This is a genomic window from Porphyromonas gingivicanis JCM 15907 (assembly GCF_000614585.1).
Lineage (GTDB): Bacteria > Bacteroidota > Bacteroidia > Bacteroidales > Porphyromonadaceae > Porphyromonas > Porphyromonas gingivicanis.
The window spans coordinates 11,858-29,766 of the sequence record NZ_BAKX01000010.1; the positions used below are offsets into that span (position 1 = coordinate 11,858).

Below are 17,909 nucleotides of genomic sequence, written 5' to 3' on the forward strand. Positions count from 1 at the left end.
ATGAATACAAACACTTCAATTACGGAACGAATAGAGGCGTTGCGCTCTGCGATGAAAGCCTTAAATATGCAGGCATACATTATCCCCAGTAGTGACGGGCATCTTAGCGAATACACCCCTGCACACTGGAAAAGTAGAAGCTGGATTTCGGGCTTTACAGGTTCGGCTGGTACGGTAGTCATTACTCTTGAAAAGGCTGGACTCTGGACTGACTCTCGTTATTTCTTGCAGGGTGCACAGCAGATAGAGGGTACTCCTTTTACCCTTTTCAAGGAAGGAGTTACAGGTGTACCTTCAATAGAAAAATTCCTTGCAACAGAACTATCCAAAGGTGCTATCGTAGGATGCGATGGCAACTGCTTTAGTCAAGCCGAGATTGAGCGTATTGGCACGGCTCTCTCTCCCTTTGGCATCGAGCTAAATGCTATGCACGACCTTATGAAAAAGGCTTGGAGCGACCGCCCCGCTATCCCTACCAAAGAGTTTTTCGCACACCCCGAAAAGTATGCTGGCGAGGCTACAAAGGCTCGTACACAACGCATCTTGAGCGAGCTGAAACCCTTCGGAGCTAATGCTATCGTCCTGACTATGTTGGACGAATTGGCGTGGGCTTTCAACCTTCGTGGCAATGATGTAGAGTGCAACCCTGTGGGGGTAGGCTACGGATTTATCGGCGAAAAAGAGTCGGTACTCTTTACCATCGAGTCGAAAGTATCTGATGCCCTCAAGGAAGAGCTCAAGAAGCAGGGCGTACGTACCGCTCCTTACGAAGAGATATTTACCTACCTATCCCAACTTCCAGCAGATACTTGCGTGCTCATCGACAAGATGCGTATGACGCACAGCATCTACCAGTCGCTCTCTAAGGAGTGTGGCAAAGTGTATGCTACCTCTGTGGTAACGCTGTTGAAGTCCTACAAAAACGAGGCAGAACTCGAGGGCGTAAAGTGCTCTATGTTGCGCGACGGAGTGGCTTTGACCCGTTTCTTCATCTGGTTGGAAAACACCTTAGAGCAAGGAGCTACGCCCAGTGAAGTCGAAGTGGGCGAGAAGTTGACCTCTTTCCGTGCAGCAGATCCGATGTATGTATGCGACAGCTTCGACACAATCTGCGGTTATCAAGACCACGGCGCCATTGTACACTACCGTGCCGAAGAGTCCACAGCGCACAAGATTAAGAACCAAGGCGTGTTACTCTTGGATAGTGGCGGTCAGTATCTTGATGGTACTACTGACATTACCCGTACCATGGCGTTGGGCAAAGAGGAGCCCGAGGCACAGTTGAAGCAGGACTATACGCTCGTTCTCAAGGGACATATTGCCATTGCTACGGCACAGTTTCCCGAGGGTACTCGAGGCAATCAGCTCGATATATTGGCTCGCAAGGCTCTTTGGATCGTGGCTTATCGTACGGACATGGCACGGGGCACGGTGTAGGGGTATTCCTCAACGTACACGAAGGCCCCCAAAATATCCGCACCGACAACAATCCTACGCCTATGGCAGTCGGCACCTTTACCAGCAACGAACCTGGACTCTACCGCTCGGGCAAGTATGGTATCCGTATCGAGAACCTCATCGTAACGGTAGAGAAGTGCCGTACCGAGTTTGGTACCTTCTTGGGCTTTGAGACCATGACGCTATGCTTCTTGGACAACCGCCTTGTAGACAAAACGCTCCTCACCGAGCAGGAAATCGAGTGGTACAACAACTATCAGGAGAGCGTATATCAAGCCCTATCGCCCCTACTAACGGCAGAAGAGGCTGCTTGGCTACGAGCAAAAACTCAAAAACTCTAACCCTGTATGGATAAAAATATTATATCGGTATGTGGCTTTACGCCTACCATCGGCAAAGATTGTTTCATAGCCGATGGGGCGAGGGTTATAGGAGATGTAACCTTGGGCGACCATACAAGCGTGTGGTTCAATGCCGTACTTCGAGGCGATGTAAACAGCATTAAGATTGGTAAGAACTGTAATATCCAAGATGGCTGTGTACTCCATACGCAATATAAAGTATCGCACATCGAGATAGGCGACTTTGTCTCCGTAGGGCACAATGTAACCTTACACGGCACCATCATCCACGATTATGCCTTATCGGTATGGGTTCGGTACTTTTGGACGATGTAGAGGTGGGCGAAGGGGCTATTGTAGCCGCTGGTTCGGTCGTACTTAAAGGCACTAAGATAGAGCCCTATACGCTCTATGGGGCTATCCTGCCAAGTTTATCAAAAAGATAGATCCCGAGCAGTCGCACAAGATGAACCATACTACCGCTCATCATTACTCGGTCTATGCCTCGTGGTATAGCCACCCCGAGCTACACCCCGACAGAGAAATCCACGATGAAGAGCAATAATACCCTTGATAGTAAGAATAAATAATCTCTATAACAACGATGAAATTTTTTATTGACACAGCCAATTTGGCAAGCATACGTGAGGCGAACGACCTCGGAGTATTGGACGGCGTAACGACGAACCCTTCGCTTATGGCAAAGGAGGGTATCAGTGGAGAGGAAGCCTGCAAAGCGCATTACTTGAAGATATGTGAGATTGTAGACGGCGATGTAAGTGCCGAGGTGATGAGCACCGAACTCGAAGAGATGCTCCGTGAGGGACGCGAGTTGGCACGCCTACACCCCAATATCGTGGTAAAGGTTCCTGCTACGGAAGATGGTATCAAGGCGGTGCGCCAATTCAGCAGAGAGGGCATTCGTACCAACTGTACGCTCATCTTCAACTTGGGGCAAGCTCTCCTTGCAGCTAAGGCAGGTGCTACCTATGTGTCTCCTTTTGTGGGTCGTATTGATGACATTAGCGGATATGGAGTAGGACTTATCCAGCAAATCGTAGAAGTATTCCGTTACTATGGTTTCTCTACCGAAGTGTTGGCAGCAAGCATCCGCCACACACGCCACGTGATAGAGTGCTTGGAGGCAGGGGCAGACGTGGCTACCTGTCCGTTGAGTGCTATCAAGGGGCTTTTGAAACACCCTTTGACTGACAATGGATTGGCAGCTTTCATCGAAGACCAACGCAAAGTAGCCGAGCGCAATAAGTAAGAAATCGCCCATACCTCCCTCTCCCTCCATGAGCGGAGGAGGCATAAGGCATCCGAACAATAGACCATATTGCCCGACCCTCCACAGGGTAGAGTCGTAGGGCAAGGGCTTGGAGCGTATGAGTAGACACCTCCTTTCCCTCAACCTACCACAGAGTGGAGTAGTAGAGTGGAAGCGTAGGGCGCTTGAGTAGACCGAGTAGAGGCTCTATGATGCTCGTTCTATTGCACGCTTGTGCCTATTGAACGGACGGGACAGAATAACCCAACAACAAGGCATTGAGAGAAGTAACCCTCCTCTCGATGCCTTTTTTGTATCAATTCGATCGGTTTTTCTTGCTGTCAAAAGAAGCCTTGATATAGGTATGAAAAGTCCCTTTTTCGGGAGCTTTTGCGAGATGCTGTGGTCCCTGTAATAATAGGGTACAGACCCAATAGGTGCGGAGACGATGGTATAAGTTCCCTCCCATTATAGTGCGGTTTCAAAAGGTATAATGCTTATCTCTGTAACCATTATACCTCTAATTAAAAAACTATATACCTTTTACAAGAAACCTACATACCTTTTATCGAAAACCATAGACCCTTTTGGAAGTTTACACGGATTGTTAGAAAAATTCGCTTCTGAGTGGGGAATAGCACCCTTTTGGGGTTCGTAGATGATACCCATAGCCATAATAATCGGAGCTGTACTCCTTACACTGTTATACATCCAATGAAAACTTTAGAAGTTGGGCGCTTTGGAGCATTGCGCTTAGGACTATTTTACATACTCTTATTACCTTTGTAACAAACGTTTATCTTAAAAATAGAGCTCTCTATGAGACAACCCAATACAAAGCCTAAAGTCTAACTCTTGTTCTAATTGGAGTATGGCTTCGGGCTTTGTATTGGGTTATTTCGTAGGGGCTTGAGTGCCGTGAAGTTGAGACCGTTGCAGAGCTCTTTATAAGTTTTGTTGGGGTGGTTATGGGGTGCGCTCTTCGAGTCTTTTTTGGATAGCGTTCGCTTCCTCTCGCAGTCGGGCAGCCTCCATAAAGTCCAGTTCCTTGGCGGCGGCGTACATTCTCTGCCGTGTGCTTTCGAGTAGTCGCTCCAAGTCTCGACTGTTGAGTCGTTGGGTAATGGGGTCTTGCATCCCCTCGCCAGCTGTAGGCTCTACATAAGCATTGGGTAGTACGGTGGCAAAGGTCTGTTCTTTGCCCTTGACCAAACTGATGCCCCCCTTCTGCACCTGACGAGGTATGATGTTGTGTTGCTTGTTGTAGGCAAGCTGTTTGGTACGTCGGGCGGCGGTCTCCTCTATGGTAAGGCGCATACTTTCGGTGATTTTATCGGCATAGAAGATAACCATCCCCTCCAAGTTGCGCGCCGCACGCCCCGCTGTTTGCGTTAGCGACCTATGCGAGCGGAGGAAGCCCTCCTTGTCGGCATCTAAGACTGCCACCAAAGATACTTCGGGGAGGTCCAGTCCCTCACGGAGCAGATTGACGCCCACCAGCACGTCGAAGACCCCACTGCGCAGTTCGTCCAATATGCGGATGCGGTCCAACGTATCCACATCGCTATGGATATAGGCAGTGGCTACGCCTACTCGTTGCAGGTATTCGCTCAGCTCCTCTGCCATGCGTTTGGTGAGAGTGGTTACCAAAACCCGCTGATGCTTCTCGCGCCTTTTGTGAATCTCTTCGAGTAAGTCGTCTATTTGATGCTCTATGGGGCGCACTTCGATGATAGGATCGGGGAGTCCCGTAGGCGGATTATCTGCTGTACGATAACGCCTTGGCTCTTTTCCAACTCGTACTCGGCAGGTGTTGCACTGATGTAGATGGAGATAGGGGTTAGACTGTTGAACTCGTCGAACGTGAGCGGACGGTTATCCATAGCGGCGGGTAGACGAAATCCGTACTCTACCAATGCCGTTTTGCGTGCTTTATCTCCGCCGTACATAGCCCGTATTTGGGGAATAGTCACGTGGCTTTCGTCGATAACCAATAGGAAATCTTCGGGGAAATAGTCGAAGAGACAGAAGGGACGTGCCCCCTCTTGCCGTCCGTCGAAGTAGCGTGAGTAGTTCTCAATACCGCTACAATAGCCCATCTCTCGTATCATTTCCATATCGTAGCGTACACGCTCCCAAAGGCGTTGCGCTTCGTAATGCTTGCCTATCTCCTCTAACTCCTTTACTCGAGCCGAGAGGTCTCGCTCGATCTCTTCCAAGGCGATTTTGGTCTGCTCCTTGGTGGTAACGAAAAGGTTGGCAGGGTGTATGTTGAGGGTCTCTAAGGCTCCTTGTCGCTCTCCTGTAACAGGGTTGATGATGGTAATATCGCTAATCTCGTCATCCCACAGTTCTATGCGGTAGGCAATACCGTCGTAACCCTCAACCGCTGGGAAGATGTCTACCATATCGCCCTTTACTCGAAACGTGCCACTCGTAAACTCTGCCTTGTTATTAACGTAGTGTGCCTCGGCTAAAAGACGCATAAGTTGCTCTCTCCCTATCTGCTGACCTTGGTAAAGCGTAATGATGCGCTCGGAATAGGCGCGTGGGTCTGCCATACCATAGAGGCACGAAACGGAGGCAACCACGATAATATCTCGTCGTCCCGAGAGTAGCGAAGCGGTGGTTTTGAGGCGCATCCGCTCAATCTCGCATTGATCGCCATATCCTTTTCTATATAGGTATCGGTCGTTGCCAAGTAGGCTTCGGGCTGATAGTAGTCGTAGTAGGAGACGAAGTATTCGACCGCATTGTCGGGGAAGAAAGTTTTGAACTCCCCGAAGAGCTGTGCCGCTAGCGTTTTGTTGTGGCTGATGATGAGCGTAGGCTTATTGAGTCGGGCTATTACATTGGCTACGGTAAAGGTCTTTCCCGACCCCGTAACGCCCAATAGAGTCTGTGCAGGGAGCCCCATCTCTACGCCCTCTACGAGGCTTTGTATCGCTTCGGGTTGGTCTCCCGTGGGTTGAAATTGACTGCTTAACCGAAATTCCATGGCAAATGAAGATAGTCTTTAGTAGAAAAAAGAGAGCAAGGGTGGGGTATTGGTTGGGTAGATAGGCTATTTTATGCGCAGTGTACAGCTCCTTTGGGAGTCGTCGTCGAGCGAAATATGTATCTCCTCTTCGAGGGCGAGGGGCAGTGGAGTAGCTCCTCATTACGGAGCAATAAAACGTCGCCTATATGGATAATGTTGAGGTGTGATATACATTCTACTGCTTGGCGTATAGCCTGTTCCGAAATAGTACTTGTGTAAACGCTTTGAGATACCTTACTATTGTAATAATGTAGTGTGTGAGAGGGAGGCATATCCTCCATAGGGGCAAACCCTTCGGCAACAGAAGCGTATTCAAAAGCTACCGCCTCTTCCCACGGAGAAGCGGATATTTTCTTCGCTTCTAACAGGTTCGGAGCGATGAGGTCAAAGCCCACACCGATGGATTGGATATATCTGTGCGCAAAGCGAGCCGCCACCTCTTTGCCTGTGCGACCGATGCGTAGTGCAAGAGCGGGGCAGGCTATGTAGGCTTCCTCTATGTTGGGTATGAAAAAAGGATAGTTGGGACGGATGAGAGCCTCTCCTTTGTAGTAGTAGTGGAGTAGCTCTTTGTCCTGAAAAACGAATGAAAATATTTTCATAAATATCTCTGCTTGTATTCATCAAGCGATATACCTCGGAGGTCTTTGGACGACTGTACAAACTCATCTTCGGGTATCCCAAAGAGTTCCCAGTCGATGTCTAACGCTGGTCGAAGGGCGATAATGAGCATTCGTACTCGGGAGCATATCGGTTATCCACTTTGTAGGAGAATATAGCCCACTCACTAAGTACGAGAAACCCATGTGCAAAGCCTCGAGGAATGTATAATTGTTCTTTCTTGATGTCGTCAAGTTTGCGGAGGATATGTTGCCCGAAGTGAGGTGAATCGGGGCGGAGGTCTACTGCTACATCTATGATACTACCATAGATACAGCGCACTAGTTTGGCTTGTGGGCACTCGACTTGTAGGTGCAATCCTCGCAGTACGCCTCGCCGTGAGGCCGATTCGTTTTCCTGAACAAACGGTGTGGAAGAGACTTTTTCGTGAAACTCTTCTTGCCGAAAGGTTTCTGTAAAGTAGCCTCTCTCATCGCCAAAAACTTGCGGAGTTACTACCCATACATCGGGTATGTGGAGTGGAGTGTACTGCATCATAAGGTGTTTATTCTATTACGGTAAACTCGGTGCGTCGATTGAGTTGGTCGCAAATGATTTGTAGCTCCTCACTTTGTTGGAGAATAAACTCCTCGTTAAGAATCGTTCCCTCGGGTAGTTCTGGGTGTTTTTGATGGAGCTGTGTCGTGATTACTCGAGGGCGACTTTTGCCATACCCTTGAGAATGCAAGCGTTCCAAAGCAATACCTTGCGAGGAGAGATAGTCGATAACCGACTGTGCCCTCCTATTAGAGAGGGCTATGTTGTAAGCATCGCTTCCCTTACGGTCTGCGTGGGAGGCTATTTCTACCGTGATGTCGGGGTTGTCCTTGAGTATTTTGACCATTGTTCCCAAGTCCTTAAGGCTCTCTTCCCTCAAGGTAGCCTTGTCAAACTCATAGTAGATGTCTTGAAAAACTTCGGATCGGATGCGAGATGCCAATTGAAAATCGATTTGGTAGGAAGCATCTTCCGTAGCTGGATCTGTCTTGAACTCGGCGTATTGGTTTAGAAAGTCTTCTGCTCCTGCCAGTAGGAGGTAGTTTGTTGCTCCCTCTAAATCAACCACGTAGTAACCATCTTCGCGAGAGGAGACTATGATAGGATTTTCAGGTGTATGCTCGCTAACGACGCGTAGTATAGCTCCCGATATAGGATACCCCTCTCGATCGTAAACGTATCCCTCTAACTGTGTGATGATAGCATACTGCTTGAAACTAAAAATGTGCGGATAGCCTCGGGCATCACTACGGGAAGAGGAGAAATAACCCTCTGCCGAAAACTCTTTAGAGGGTGCAGGGTTAAAGGTGATGCCATAGTCGTCTTGTGCTGAGTTGAGGGGAGTTCCCATGTGTGCTACTTGCCACTCTCCAGAGGGTTGTAGTACCGCTTTGTAGATGTCATATCCGCCCAATCCGATGCGACCATTGGAGGCAAAGTAGAGTGTGCTATCTCCTACCATGAAAGGCTTATTTCATCGCCTTGGGTGTTGATAGAGACACCGATGTTGGTGGGCGTTGAGGTTCCTATTTCCTCTGTAGGAATAGTGTAGATATCTTTGCCTCCATAGCCCCCCTCGCTTACAAAGTAGAGCGTTTTGCCCGAAGCTGAGAGGGCAGGGTGAGCTGCCATTTTGAGTGAATCTTCCCAAATCTTGGCTTCTGAACCTTGGCTCCAACCTCCTTCTCCACTCTTAGAAGCTCGGTATATTTTGGCTGTTCTATCGTAGAGGTCATCACTCTCGGCATAGGTATAATAGAGGTTAGCTCCGTCTGGAGTGATGCAGAGCATCCCTTCGTCCGAAAGGGTATTGACACCTCCGGGTACACTATCCGCCCTTGACCATTTGCCCTGTGCATCTTGGGCTATATAGTAGAGGTCATTGGGCTTCTCTCCCGTGATGGGGCTATTCTCAAGTTCAGGATTGCGATTGCGTGCCGAAGAGAAGTAAAAGGCCTTGCCATCAGGAGTAAAGGCTCCTCCAAAGTCGCTCTTAGAAGAGGTGAGTTCTTTAGCCGGACGTACATGTATACGGAAAGGATTGCTCCTCAATGTATGTATTTGTGCCGAGCTTTCAACCCCCAAAGAGGCGAAGTAATCGTTCGGAACGACGGAAAGGTACTCTTGAAACCCCTTGCTCCAATCTTTATTTTGCACCGTACTCTGTTGCATTTGAGCAATGCGTAGCTGAAGAATAGTGTCGGGATATTGATAGTTGCGAGCAGCCAAATAAGCACTTTGCGCCCGCTGTATGTTTCGTGCCAAGCGATAATTTTCGCCTGCTTTGAAGGCAAAATAGGCTTTTTTCTCAATCTCTTTACGAGGTGTATTGCGGTACAATTTGTCGTAAAGTTGTGCCGCTTGAGCATAGCGACCTGCTATATGTGCAGTCTCAGCCTCTTTTACTTTGATGGCTTTACAGCCCGAAAAGAGGAGCCATAGTACCATTAAGGGGAGAACTATCTTATAGCTTACACCCATACTCTGTGTTATGCTATGCCAATAAGTTTGTGCAGTTGTATGCTTAGCCTCCATTGGGGATGTTGCTTGATGTACTCTATACAGGCACTCAACGCAAGAGGTCGTTGGGTTATTGTATTCTCATCGGTAGAGAAGATAGGACTCAGAAAGTAGTTTTGTGCTTTAGGCAATTCGTTAATGCGAGGGGGCAAAGGAGCTTCTGTACCGAACGGAAAACGCCACTCATTGACTCCATTGGGAAAGTTCCTGTGTAGTAGAGACAGGGACTCGGGCTTCGGACTACAAGTTATGTAATCTAAGTTGGTGGGTACAGGGTGAGTGCCATTGGTCTCAATGCTCTGCCTATATCCCCTTTTATGGAAGTAGTCTACAATCTCTTCGGTAAGATATAGCGAGGGTTCTCCTCCTGTCCACAATATGTTATGAGCAGGGTAAACCGAGATTGCTGTAGAGAGTTCATCGAGTGTCATCTCTGTGTAGTCTTCAAAGTCTGTGTCGCAATAGGAACAACGAAGATTGCAGCCCGAGAAACGAATAAATATCATCGGGAGTCCCATTTGTGCCCCTTCTCCTTGGAGCGAGTAGAAAATCTCGTTGATGTGTAGCTTCATAATTGAGGTAAGCGATGGTAAGAGGCACTACACTTAGCTGTTTCCTCTACACGACAAGCTATGAGCGAGACTTCCGAACCTTTCAAAAGGTGTGGCCCAAGTTCCTCTACAAGGTAAGAGGCTATCGCCTCTGCCGTAGGGTTGAAAGGTACTACCACAATATCATCGGGTACAATCTCCGAAAGAGAGGAGAGTAGAGGGTCTTCGCTCCAGAGCATCATTTTGTGATCCCAATGTTCCTCAAGCCACTCACAGAGGAGAGACTTGATAACCCCAAAGTCTATAACTCTTCCCAGAGAGTCTACCTGCCGAGCTGAGCATATAAAATGGATGCGATAGTTGTGCCCGTGCAGGTGTCGGCACTTGTGTTCGTGCCCCACAACACGATGCCCCATACTAATATCATGGTAGCGCTCTGCTGTCAGTAGAGGTTGATAGTTATTTGTCTGTTCCATCGTTTCTGTTCTCAAAGTTACGATAATCTTCTGTACCTCTTAATAATCCTCTTGCTCTTTTTCTTACAGGCTACTTGAGGCAAAATGTATATCTAATTACATAGAGATAATTGTAGCGGACTCCAGAGATACTTTTCTATTAGAAAAAAAGTGAGCATAGATTATTGTTCAAAATGAAAAAGAGGGAATGCTTTTTGGGGAAGGAGATTTTCGAAGACAAGTCACAAACCCATTTCATTGTATGAAGAAGGATACAAGATACCATAGAAGAATAACAAAAAAAGGAAGAGCGTTGTATTGCTCCTCCTTTTCCATTACGAGTTGTCTCACAAGGATTCGAACCTTGACAAACAGAACCAAAACCTGTTGTGCTACCATTACACCATGAGACAAAACCAAAAGCATACTCCCTCTGTGAGTTTGCGACTGCAAAGGTAGATAAACTTATCGAATTGAGCAATACTTTTGGAGGAAATAAACGAATTTCTTTGACAGATAGATTTTCTCCTATTCTCGTAACCTAGTTTTGCTTTGATGAAACTGACTAAAGGTTGGCTTATGCTATTGATGGAGATTGCTCTGTAATATCGAATTCATTGTGTTACTATGTCAGCCTCAAAGACTATGCTATTGCATACTGGTCTCCAATAAGGAAGAGCGTCTCGAATTATTTTACAAGACGCTCTTTAGAATCGTTTTTAGACGGTGTGCACACAATGTGAGACTGTCGTATAATAATGCCACGAGTGCGTTATTATCGATATTTAGTTGCATTCATAGATTCTATATGCTTCTTTCAGTCTCGTTATTGGTTCCTTTTGACCATCTTGGAGGGAGATATTTCTAAAATGGTAAAATGCTTTCTAAATGTACCCTTCTTAGAAATTCCTTTCTAATCCATTGAATAGGTCTACTATTTGGTTATAGCCCCCTATCAAGTCTCTATTAAAGCCAATGAAGAAATCTCCGCCCTCTTGAGTTAAATAGAGACCATCAAAAGTTTCGGTAATTAATTTGTCTATGGCTTTGTTTTCAGGATATTTAGAGTGCATTTGCTCTGCCCTACGAGCCATCCATTCAATACAGAACCAGGCAGTCCCATATTGATATAATTCAAGGTATAAATCCCAAGAACTACGCTCTTTTGGATTAAGAGTCTGTTTATTCTGATTGTAGTACTTTATTTTTCCAGGGAAGTAACCTTTTGCAAATTTGTAGTTATCTGATTGATTTTTGTATCGAGGGATTGAGGGTAATGCTGGTAACATTTCCACACGTTTCTGCCACTCTTTTCCTTCTTCAATGTGTTTGTCTATAATCTTGATGCATTCCTCTTTCGATTTTTCCGACCAGTTTCCAATTTGTATGTGGGGGAAGGTAGATTGATGAGGTATGGTTTTGGGCAAGACTTTTATTTCGCATTGTTGGGTTTGATTGCTTTCGTTGTCCTTTACTGTTATTTTGGTAATAAGTTTATTGGTGTCAAGCAACTTTACCACGATGCGTTGGGAGTTATCAACGAGCTCTACTTTGATTTTATTCTTAGCAGATTCTTCTATGCTGATGGTATAGTTGGCATTACCAGAAACAATACCAATTTCTTGAGAAGAGACACCTTTATCAAGGTCAAAAAGAAGTTCTTTTTGGGATAGAGCAAGAGTAGCTAACTCGCTCACCGTAGCGTGTATAGTAATTTTCTTTTCCCATTTGGTGTCTGTTAGGATTAGGTTGGCCTCTCCAGCTTTTAGAGCAACTACATTTATTTGCTTATTATCTGTAAGAGAAAGCTGTAATACATCGGCTGGTTGGGCTTCCAGTGTATAGGAGCCACTTCCCGATGTGATATTAAATGATGCTCGTTTTTTACTTTCAGAGAGAAGGAGTTTGATATTCTTCTCTGTAAGGTCAATGACTAAGTCTTTCTTATCTGGGTTATCTGGATTGTCGGGCTTATCTGGGTTATCTGGGTTGTCTGGTTTGTCTGGATTATCAGGTTTATCAGGGTTATCTGGATTGTCGGGCTTATCTGGGTTATCAGGTTTGTCTGGGTTATCAGGTTTGTCTGGGTTATCAGGTTTATCGGGTTGTATAGGAATACTAGGATTAGGAGGAGTAGGTTTATTGGGTTCCTGTTTGTCTCGGCATGCTACCAAGGTGAGACCCATTAGAAGTGAAAAGAAGATGCATTTTAAAGTTTGGTTCATTCTGAATTATTCAATTAATTGGTTTTTCTTATTCTGATATCGAACACAAAGTTAGATTTTTTATTCAGAAGTAGGGGTATAGTGTTGAAAGTAGTAATCTGATTGTGGCTCAAAACGATTTTCTCTAAGAGGAGGTTTTATTTGGGCTTATTGTGCAATGAACTCGATTGCAACGTTTGAATAAGTCTTGCAAATCTTGCAAAGTTCATTGAAAAAACAGCTCCTTTGAAGCTCGGACAGTACCTTCTAACCCAATCTTGGAGACTATGCAATGCTAACCATTAACCCTTATAGCTCTAACCCTCTGTGTGAACTTTCAAAACCATTATTCCTTTGAAGTAAAAGCATTAATCCTTATTGGATAGTGCAGTTAGTCCCTTAAATTCGACCTAATAGTTCAGTTTTTTAGTTGTGTTAGCATCTTTCTCTTGATACGTATTGTTGGGCATAGCAATAGCCTTTAGGATTTGCTGCAATACTCTCCGTTGAGAGGCGTAGGTATAGAAAGAGGTTGTCCTGAAATCAATATCCTCTTTGCCCCAACTCTTGGGCGAAAGATAATAATAGGTGAATTCCTCAAAGAGCATATCTAACTTGCGAGGAGGTTGATGGGTTATTGCCATCTTTTCTTTGCTGGGACAGAGTAGGGTTATCTTTCTGTCGATAAGTTGCTTTTGTACGGGGGCAATAATTGTTTCGTAGTTGTCAATGAGTTGTTGCATTGAGAAGTTGTTATAGACAGATTCGCCTATTTTCTGTACGGGGCGTATCTGTACAGTACCAATGGAGTAGGGGGCAATTAGTTGTGGCAGTAGAGTCAAGTCGGTAAGATTATCCTCATTGAGAGTATAATTGATACGTATTTGTAAGGAGGGATACTGCTTTTTTACTTTGTCGGCGCCCTCCAAGAGGTGGAGGAATTTGTCAAAACAACCTCGCTCCATTAGATATTCGTAGGTGTTACGAGTTGTTCCGTGCAGAGAGAGCGTCAGTTCATTTAGTCCAGCTTGGGCATAACTCTTAATATCTTCGTACGATAGTAGATTCCCATTGGTTATTAGAGAGATAAAAGGTACTTTATATGCCTTTCCCAATTCAATGAGGTGTAGCGTTTCTTTACTAAGAGTGGGTTCAGCTCCGCAACCTATTTGTAGTCGTAGTGCGTATCCAAAGAGGGAGCGTGCAAAGGCTTCTATTTCCTTTCTATTAAGACTCCCTTTCATCTCTTTTTGTTTCTCAGGATCGCTGAAGTAGCACATCTTGCATCGAAGGTTACATGCTAATATAGGATCTATATATACTCCGATGTATCTTTTTCGGAGGAGATGTAGAGTTGCTAGAATAGCAAACTTCAGTCGGATATTGGCTGATTTGCTCACTTGTGTAGCGATTTTTTGCTTTAGTTTGGTGATAGAAGCCTTTTTCATATCTGTAAAATTATAATTTATTTCATAGTTCCCCGCTCAAAAGTTTCTGTTCGGTCTTTTTTTGATATATCCTAAATAACCTTGTCTTTCTTGTGTTTTAAAGGGGGAAATAGAGGCTTTGTTTCAAAGAGGTGGAGGAGATAATAATAGGTTATATGGTATTGAATTTCTTGTTTTTGGACTAAAAGCATCTTAATATTGTTGGATAATCTTGCTAAAGTATATACCTTTGTGGCATTAATATAGGGGTAAAGTGGACTTTTTTGACTTTGATTTAGAAGATGCTGTATTGGATGGGTTAGAAGCGATGAACTTTAGAACCCCTACGCCCATACAGGAGGCAGCCATCCCACCTCTCCTTGAGGGGCGAGACTTACTCGGATGTGCCAGACGGGTACAGGTAAAACAGCAGCTTATCTTTTGCCTATTATCAATAGGATTTATCTTGGAGAGTTTAGAGAAGACTCCATAAAAGCCATTGTTATGGCACCAACTCGTGAGTTGGCTCAGCAAATAGATCAGCAAATAGAGGGTTTTGGTTACTATCTTTCTATATCATCTACGCTATTTATGGGGGAACTGATGGTGTAGTTTGGGCGCAAACGCAGCGAAGTTTGGAGAAAGGCACCGATATCGTTGTGGCTACTCCTGGGCGTTTGATATCTATGCTTAACCTCAATGTGGCGGATATTTCAAAAACTGCCTATTTCGTTATTGACGAAGCCGATAGGATGCTCGATATGGGTTTTTATGAAGACATTATGAACATCTGTCGTTTGTTGCCTAAGCAGTGTCAGATGGTACTCTTCTCAGCCACTATGCCTCCAAAAATAGCAACCTTGGCAGAGATGATATTGAAAGATCCTGTTCGGATAGAACTTTCTGTTTCGAAGCCTCCTACGACTATAAAGCAGTATGTCTCCCTTTGTTATGAGGAGCAGAAGTTGGCTGTCGCCAAGAAGCTATTTTCTAATGGAGAATTTATACCCAAGGGGGCGAAAACAGTACTCTTTGCTTCTTCTAAATTGAAAGTACATCAACTGACGCAAGCACTCAAAAAGGAAAAACTGAGTGTGGCTGAAATGCACTCTAATCTTTCGCAGTCGGAGCGTGACCAAGTAATGCGCCAGTTCAAAACCAATGCTTTTGATATTCTTGTCGCTACTGATATCGTCGCCAGAGGTATTGACATAGACGATATAGAGTTAGTTGTAAACTATGATATGCCTCGAGACCCCGAAGATTATGTTCATAGAATAGGGCGTACAGCACGAGGAAATTCTGAGGGAGGAATGGCTTTTACGCTCGTAACGGAACGAGATTTGCCTGCTTTTTATGCATTAGAACACTTCTTAGGCTATGCTGTTGCGCAACTTCCTATCGATGAGTCGTTAGGAGCAGTACCTCTCTATGCACCCCAGCAAAGGGGTAAGTCTTCGCAGCGTAGGCAGAGACGAAAGAAAGTCTCTACTCATTCGCAGTCTTCTAAAAAGACATATCCTTCTGAAAGAGAGCCGAAAAAAACAGAATCTATACAAAAAAAAGAGGCGAAAAAGACGACTTCCGCCCGAAGAAGACCCGTTCGCCATCGACGTAAAAAGGACTTGACGAATAAAAACCATGAAGAACAAAACAACAAATGAACGTATGAATAGACTGCAAACAAAGTCCGCTCTTATCAGGGAGATAGACCCTAACACTAAAGTTGGACAGACCAAACGGAAAATAGTAGCCTATTGCATCGAGCATGGGCCTTCTACCATTACAGATTTGGCGCATCACCTTATGCTCAGTGCCCCTACAGTAACCAAGTTTATAGGAGACTTGGAAGAGAAAGGTTGTATAATGAGTTATGGGAAATTGGAGACCCATGGCGGAAGATACCCCTACTTGTATGGCTTGCACCCCGATGTGGGAGGCTTCGTAGGGGTTTATGTACACCACAATAAGCTCAATATCGGCTATATGGATATTGTGGGCAATATCTTGAAAGAGGAGTATGATATTCCCTTTGAGCTTCAGAATCAGCCCGAGAAGTTAGATGAGCTTGCCTCTCTAATCTTAGGTTTTATAGAGCGTCACAACCTCGGTAAAGACCACTTACTCAATATAAATATTAACCTTCCCGGTCGGATTAATTCGAGAACAGGGTACAGCTATACTTTCTTTTCTGACTTGCAAAAGGAGGCTTCTTTTGCAGAGATTATGAGTAAAAAATTGGGCTTTTTCGTTACTATAGATAATGATACCCGAGGGTTGGCATACGGAGAGTATACGCAGGGAGTGGGTGTTCATAAGAATGCCAAGGATGTACTCTACATTAACCTTAGTTGGGGCTTAGGCTTGGGGGTGATACTCAATGGAAAAGTCTACACAGGTAAGTCGGGCTTCAGCGGAGAGTTTGGACATATTAGTATATTCGACAATGAAATCCTTTGCCAGTGTGGCAAAAAAGGGTGTATGCAGACGGAAATAGGAGGTCATGCGCTACACCGTGAAATTATAGAAAGAATCCGTTCTGGGGAGACCTCCATTCTGAGTAATCGAGTACTCAAAGGTGAAGAATTGGATCTTTCGCATATCATTGAGGCTATCAATAAGGGAGATGTCCTTTGCTTAGAAGTGCTTGCTTCTGTGGGTCGTAAGCTGGGTAGACAATTGGCAGGACTAATAAACATATTCAACCCTGAATTGGTTATTATAGGTGGAAGTTTGGCTGCTACTGGAGAGATATTGCGTCTTCCTGTAGAGACAATAGTTCGTACCTATACGCTCAACTTGGTGAGTAGTGATACGGAAATTGTTGTAGCTGAATTGGGGGAAGAAGCTGGACTAATAGGTGCTTGTCGAATAGCTCGTTCAAGACGTTTTGAATGAGTCTGTTTTCATCTCGTTTACGCTTCGAGCTTTCTCCTCTGATTGGTAGAGTATAAAAATAGTTTTACAGAAGTGTAGATGAGTATGTGGTTGAGTATATTACTCCTTCTTGCAGGGCTTGCAATGATTTTTTATGGAGCTAATCTTTTGACAGATGGAGCTTCTTCAATAGCCAAGCGAATGAGGGTAACGCCTTTGGTTATTGGTTTGACTGTTGTTGCTATGGGAACATCTGCCCCAGAGATGGCGGTAAGTCTTACTTCTGCTATATCAGGCAAGTCAGATATATCATTGGGCAATGTGGTGGGGAGTAATATTTTCAACATACTGGCTATATTGGGACTAACGGCCTTGGTAAAGCCTTTGAAAGTTGCTACCACTACCACACGAGTGGAGATACCAGTGGTTATCTTGCTTACGATTATAACCAGTGTACTCTGTTTAGATACTATGGTAAATGGGGCTTCTATCAACGTGATAGATCGCTCGGAGGGAATGGTGCTTTTGGCTTTCTTTATCCTCTTCATGGCTTATACTATGTTTATTGCAAGGCGAGAGGAAGAGTCGGCAGAGAACGCTCTAGAGATTAAACAGTATCCCATCTGGCTTTCCATTGTTATGCTGTTGGGAGGTTTAGCTCTTTTGATATTTGGAGGTAGATTTTTTACTAATGGAGCTTCTGATATAGCTCGTGGGTTGGGAGTATCGGAGGCTGTAATTGGTTTAACTTTAGTGGCTATTGGTACTTCTGTACCCGAACTCGCGACATCATTGGTGGCGGCTCGCAAAGGTCAGGTTGATATGGCCATTGGCAACGTAGTGGGGAGTAATATTTTCAATCTCCTTTTCATCTTAGGTACTACGGCTGTGGTCAAACCTATTGGTATCTCTGGTATTACTCTTGTGGATTATGGAACAATGCTTCTTGCCGTTGTGTTGCTTTATCTGTTTACCATCTGTTTTGGGCACCGTAAAATACTTCGCTTAGAGGGGTTGGTACTTCTGCTTTGTTACATAGCTTATAATACTTTTCTCGTACTCCGTTAAGGGAAAATAACGCCCTACCAATGTGTGATTAAGATAGTGTG

The 17,909-nt window shown here is 45.0% G+C and carries 11 protein-coding genes, 1 tRNA gene and 5 pseudogenes; 6 read left to right on the plus strand and 11 right to left on the minus strand.

Annotated features, from left to right (window positions below; genetic code table 11):
- The 3 genes and pseudogenes from JCM15907_RS11605 (at window position 1) to fsa (ending at window position 3,069) form a co-directional block, all read left to right on the plus strand.
- Window positions 1-1,799 (plus strand): annotated as a pseudogene (locus tag JCM15907_RS11605) (aminopeptidase P family protein).
- A 6-nt stretch (window positions 1,800-1,805) separates the two neighbouring features.
- A pseudogene (locus JCM15907_RS11610) lies at window positions 1,806-2,364 on the plus strand (gamma carbonic anhydrase family protein).
- 39 nt (window positions 2,365-2,403) lie between these two features.
- Entirely contained in the window at window positions 2,404-3,069 is a 666-nt protein-coding gene (gene fsa / locus JCM15907_RS08720; RefSeq protein WP_025843501.1) for a fructose-6-phosphate aldolase, read from the plus strand.
- A gap of 543 nt (window positions 3,070-3,612) precedes the next feature.
- Here fsa and JCM15907_RS13055 read toward each other — a convergent pair.
- The 11 genes and pseudogenes from JCM15907_RS13055 to JCM15907_RS08770 form a co-directional block, all read right to left on the minus strand.
- A complete protein-coding gene (locus tag JCM15907_RS13055) occupies window positions 3,613-3,780 on the minus strand; it encodes a hypothetical protein (protein ID WP_159099936.1) in 168 nt (55 codons plus the stop codon).
- Window positions 3,781-4,035: 255 nt separating this feature from the next.
- Window positions 4,036-6,067: pseudogene (gene uvrB / locus JCM15907_RS11615) on the minus strand (excinuclease ABC subunit UvrB).
- Between the two features lie 71 nt (window positions 6,068-6,138).
- On the minus strand, window positions 6,139-6,711 hold the full coding sequence (locus JCM15907_RS12470) for a hypothetical protein (protein ID WP_025843502.1): 573 nt from the start codon (window positions 6,709-6,711) through the stop codon (window positions 6,139-6,141).
- Window positions 6,708-7,264 (minus strand): annotated as a pseudogene (rfbC, locus tag JCM15907_RS11625) (dTDP-4-dehydrorhamnose 3,5-epimerase). Before rfbC ends, JCM15907_RS12470 begins: the two are co-directional and overlap by 4 nt.
- A 10-nt stretch (window positions 7,265-7,274) precedes the next feature.
- A complete protein-coding gene (locus tag JCM15907_RS13505; RefSeq protein WP_242396880.1) occupies window positions 7,275-8,228 on the minus strand; it encodes an OmpA family protein in 954 nt (317 codons plus the stop codon).
- The gene (locus tag JCM15907_RS13510; protein WP_242396881.1) at window positions 8,222-9,247 is read right to left on the minus strand and encodes a TolB-like translocation protein; all 1,026 of its coding nucleotides are present in this window, start codon (window positions 9,245-9,247) and stop codon (window positions 8,222-8,224) included. Before JCM15907_RS13510 ends, JCM15907_RS13505 begins: the two co-directional genes overlap by 7 nt.
- Before the next feature lie 8 nt (window positions 9,248-9,255).
- Entirely contained in the window at window positions 9,256-9,858 is a 603-nt protein-coding gene (locus JCM15907_RS08750) for a 7-carboxy-7-deazaguanine synthase QueE (protein WP_036882567.1), read from the minus strand.
- On the minus strand, window positions 9,855-10,313 hold the full coding sequence (locus JCM15907_RS08755) for a 6-pyruvoyl trahydropterin synthase family protein (RefSeq protein WP_025843504.1): 459 nt from the start codon (window positions 10,311-10,313) through the stop codon (window positions 9,855-9,857). Before JCM15907_RS08755 ends, JCM15907_RS08750 begins: the two co-directional genes overlap by 4 nt.
- A gap of 321 nt (window positions 10,314-10,634) precedes the next feature.
- Window positions 10,635-10,705, minus strand: a tRNA-Gln gene (locus JCM15907_RS08760).
- A gap of 486 nt (window positions 10,706-11,191) precedes the next feature.
- A complete protein-coding gene (locus JCM15907_RS13515) occupies window positions 11,192-12,478 on the minus strand; it encodes a GAG-binding domain-containing protein (RefSeq protein WP_148297507.1) in 1,287 nt (428 codons plus the stop codon).
- A 428-nt stretch (window positions 12,479-12,906) separates the two neighbouring features.
- Window positions 12,907-13,944 carry a radical SAM protein gene (locus JCM15907_RS08770; RefSeq protein WP_025843506.1) on the minus strand — a complete coding sequence of 346 codons (1,038 nt, stop codon included), beginning with the start codon at window positions 13,942-13,944 and terminating at the stop codon, window positions 12,907-12,909.
- Window positions 13,945-14,197: 253 nt separating this feature from the next.
- Between JCM15907_RS08770 and JCM15907_RS13525 the strand changes: the two are divergent.
- The 3 genes and pseudogenes from JCM15907_RS13525 (at window position 14,198) to JCM15907_RS08790 (ending at window position 17,868) form a co-directional block, all read left to right on the plus strand.
- Window positions 14,198-15,587 (plus strand): annotated as a pseudogene (locus JCM15907_RS13525) (DEAD/DEAH box helicase).
- A 4-nt stretch (window positions 15,588-15,591) separates the two neighbouring features.
- A complete protein-coding gene (locus JCM15907_RS08785) occupies window positions 15,592-16,821 on the plus strand; it encodes an ROK family transcriptional regulator (protein ID WP_025843507.1) in 1,230 nt (409 codons plus the stop codon).
- 90 nt (window positions 16,822-16,911) lie between these two features.
- Entirely contained in the window at window positions 16,912-17,868 is a 957-nt protein-coding gene (locus JCM15907_RS08790) for a calcium/sodium antiporter (protein WP_025843508.1), read from the plus strand.
- Window positions 17,869-17,909: the final 41 nt, after the last annotated feature.